This is a genomic window from Acinetobacter sp. CFCC 10889 (assembly GCF_003268395.1).
In the GTDB taxonomy this organism is placed as follows: Bacteria; Pseudomonadota; Gammaproteobacteria; order Pseudomonadales; family Moraxellaceae; genus Acinetobacter.
Map to the genome: position 1 here is coordinate 1 of NZ_LQXQ01000113.1, position 3,831 is coordinate 3,831.

General features: G+C 40.7%; 4 protein-coding genes. All 4 read left to right on the forward strand.

Going from position 1 to position 3,831, the window contains the following annotated elements; all coding sequences use genetic code 11:
* The first annotated feature begins 103 nt into the window (after positions 1-103).
* Positions 104-1,429: an ISNCY family transposase gene (locus AVJ19_RS20435; RefSeq protein WP_111861358.1), complete on the forward strand. Its 1,326-nt coding sequence runs from the start codon at positions 104-106 to the stop codon at positions 1,427-1,429.
* A gap of 125 nt (positions 1,430-1,554) precedes the next feature.
* A complete protein-coding gene (locus AVJ19_RS20445; protein WP_111861355.1) occupies positions 1,555-1,875 on the forward strand; it encodes a type II toxin-antitoxin system RelE/ParE family toxin in 321 nt (106 codons plus the stop codon).
* Positions 1,868-2,140 carry a NadS family protein gene (nadS, locus tag AVJ19_RS20450; protein WP_111861356.1) on the forward strand — a complete coding sequence of 91 codons (273 nt, stop codon included), beginning with the start codon at positions 1,868-1,870 and terminating at the stop codon, positions 2,138-2,140. The genes AVJ19_RS20445 and nadS overlap by 8 nt, the downstream gene beginning before the upstream one ends.
* A gap of 188 nt (positions 2,141-2,328) precedes the next feature.
* On the forward strand, positions 2,329-3,447 hold the full coding sequence (locus AVJ19_RS20455) for a Fic family protein (protein ID WP_111861357.1): 1,119 nt from the start codon (positions 2,329-2,331) through the stop codon (positions 3,445-3,447).
* The last annotated feature ends 384 nt before the right edge of the window (positions 3,448-3,831 follow it).

Below are 3,831 nucleotides of genomic sequence, written 5' to 3' on the forward strand. Positions count from 1 at the left end.
ACTCCAAAATAGAAATGTCCGGTTTCTCCAAAGTAAAAATGTCCGCTTTTAGAATATGCACTTCTGCAATTTCCTTAGCGGACGGTTTGATATGTTGGTGTCTATGTCGGATAAAGAACTTAAACGATTGTCGGTCTTGCAGGAAATCTGCGATCAACGCATAACTCAATCCCATGCTGCTCAGCTACTTCATATTTCAGAACGTCAGATCAGACGCTTACTGCAGAAATACAAAGCCCAAGGTCCAGTTGCATTAGCCCATGCCGGTCGTGGCCAAATCAGCAATTCCAAACTTCCTGAAGAACTCAGACTCAAATGCCTCAATATTGTTTCTGACCAACTCCATGGTTTCGGACCCACTTTAGCGCATGAAAAGCTCACCACCGTGCATGGATTCGATCTTTCAGTAGAAACCCTGCGTTCCTGGATGATTGCAGCTGACTTATGGATTCCTCGATCCAAGCGCCTGAAGCGCCCGTATCAGCCTCGTTACAACCGGGATTGCTTTGGTGAGCTGATCCAAATTGATGGCTCACACCATGACTGGTTTGAAGGACGCGCTGCTAAATGCTGCCTACTGGTGTTCATTGATGATGCCACAGGCAAATTACAGCATTTACGCTTCTGTGAGTCAGAATCAACTTTTGACTATATGATTTCAACACGTTTATATGTCGAACAGCACGGTAAGCCTTTAGCGTTTTACAGCGACAAACATTCAGTCTTTAGAGTGAATCAAAGCAGCAAGAAAGACACCAAGATTACCCAGTTTGGACGTGTACTCAGCACCCTGAATATCGATATCATCTTCGCCAATTCACCGCAGGCCAAAGGCCGTGTAGAACGGGCCAACAGAACCCTTCAGGACCGTCTGATCAAGGAGATGCGCCTGAAAGGCATCTGTTCGATTGAGCAAGCGAATGCCTGGCTACCCTGCTTCATTGAGCAGTTCAATCAGAAATTCGCCAAGATGGCTTTTAATCCTAAGAATCTACATCGGCCTATCACTGAAACAGCCGAAGAGTTAGATGATATTTTTACTTGGCGTGAACCCCGCAGAGTCACGAATAGCCTGACGATTACTTATGATAAATGCGTATATCTCTTGGAAAACACCGAAGAAAATCAGAGGTTGATCGGTAAGTATCTTGAGTTCCTGGAATACCCGGATGGTACTGTAGCCATCATGCATAATAGCCGAAAGATCAATTACAGCCTCTTCGATAAATTAAGTCAGCTGAATCAGCGAGAGATTGTTGAGAATAAACGGTTGAGTGCTGTTCTGAATCATATCCAACAACAGCATGAAGAACTGGAACAGCAAAACAAACGTAATCGTTCTCAAAAGATGCCAAGCAGACGTGCACAGAAAACAGCGATTGAACAACGAAATCTAAATCCTGTGCTTGACTTGGAAATGTCCATATAGGACATTTCTATTTGGTTATTAGGTAGGACATTTCTACTTGGGAATAACAGCAGAGGGCAGCAGCTCTCGTTTTTTAATGTGGAAACTGCTAGAATACTTGTACGCCATTGACGTACATAGAATCTATGTTATTCATTGAAACTAGTATCTTTACCAAGCAAATCAAAGACCTTGTATCTGATGAGGAATATCGTCAACTTCAACAAGATCTATTGGTTCAACCTGATAAAGGTGACTTGATCAAGAATGGTGGTGGCATTCGGAAAGTACGTTGCGCTCAAGGTAATAAAGGTAAAAGTGGCGGTATCAGAGTAATTTACTATTGGGTAAATGAGGATGATCAAATCTTTTTCTTGGTGGCTTATCCAAAATCTGTAAAAGATGATCTAACGGATAAAGAAACCGCCATTCTGCGCCAACTCGTGAAGGAGCAATTTCATGGATAACAATTTATTTGATGACTTGGTCGCTTCGATTAAAGAAGCTGGAGCAATCAAACGCAAAGAGATCAAAGCAAGTCGAACAACCGAACTTGAATTACCTGATATTAAGGAAGTCCGAGAAAAAACTGGTTTAAGTCAAAGCGAATTTGCTGCACGTCTCCACATCAGTCATCGCACCCTGCAAAACTGGGAACAAGGCCGACGCTATCCGACAGGACCAGCGGCAACATTAATTAGAATCTTAGATGCACATCCTAGCCTTATTTAAAAATATTCATTAAAAATGGGAGCTTAGCTCCCATTTTTTGTGTTATTCCCCAATTAAAATGTCTATGCGATAAACTATTTAAAATGTCCTATAAAAAATGAGCTGATTAATTATCATATTCGGCTCTTGTTATGAGCCGAATAAGTGCTATATTCAACTCATCTGAAATTTTAGATGAGCGATTGAAAATGCAGAAATGGATTTGGCAAGCAGAAAACTGGACAAATTTTACATGGCTAGATTCAGTTATCTTACCTAAAACCAGACAGATACATCAAAAAATAGGGATTATTCTGGGGCAAAGTCAGCATGATTTAGCAAAAGAGCAATTCACCCTAGATACTCTGCTTGCCAATCTTGTTGCTTCATCTGCGATTGAAAACGAAACGATCAATGTTTTTTCACTACGATCATCTCTAGCTCAACGCTTAGGTGTCACACTTGAACAGCCTTATCCAAGCTCAGATCGATCAGAAGGTTTAGCCAATATCATGCTAGATGCGCTTAACGATGTTAAGCAACCATTGACTGTTAATCGTCTCATGCAGTGGCATCGTTGGCTTTTCAATGACCCAGATTGGACAATGCACCGTTTACGCATTGGTCAACTTAGGGGGGCAGAGCCTATGCAGGTCGTTTCAGGTCGATTGGACTATCCTAAAGTGCATTTTGAAGCACCGCCAAGACAAGGCTTAGAAGAACGCTTAAATGCCTTCATAGATTGGTTTAATCAAAGTCTAAATGATTCATTGCTTGATCCTCTGTTACGTGCAGGTATTACCCATTTATGGTTTGTTACCCTACATCCTTTTGATGATGGTAATGGACGTATTACACGTACACTTACAGACCTTTCTTTAGCTCAAATGGATGAACAGAGCATTCGTTTATATGCTATGTCTACTGCGATATTGAATAAACGTAAAAGTTACTATGAGATATTAGAACAAACTCAAAAAAATGATTCTGATATCACCGATTGGCTAGTTTGGTTTTTAGATACATTGAATGATAGCCTTGAAAAAACCTTAGTACAGATCAATCGGACATTATTTAAAAGCCAGTTTTGGCATAAATATTCAAATTTAGCCCTGAGTGAAGAACAGCGCAAAGTCCTCAATCGTTTATTAGACGGTGGGGAAAATGGCTTTGAACATGGTATTAGCGCGTCACAATATCAAAAAGTTGCTAAAACAAGTAAGGCGACAGCTACTCGTCATTTATCTGACTTACTTGAGAAAGGTTGTATCGTCAAATTGGAAGGTGGGGGACGTAATACACGCTATCAGATCAATACTCAGTTATAGAAATTTAAGCCATAAAAAAAGCCCGACATCCTGTCGGGCTTTTTCGTATTGGTTCGCTTGGCATGACTCCTGTCGTACCGCCGATCCTTGTGCGATTATTTATTTTTATTCTGCGGAACGTCCTGTTCTCTTATGACTTCATGATATTGAATACAAGGGATTGTGAATATCCGCAAAACCCCTAAATACATGTGCGCTCAGGCGTACAAAATTGGTGGATTTTTATCCCAAGAGTTGTCCGCAGAAATTGGGGATAATTTAAGCAAGCGCTGGCTTGATAACGCAGAGAAAAATGACAAACTGATTAAATATCGATCAATCTTATTGGCAAGAAGTATCAAAATTGCTTAAAAAGAAACCGACTTGTTTCCAAGTCAGTTTTTT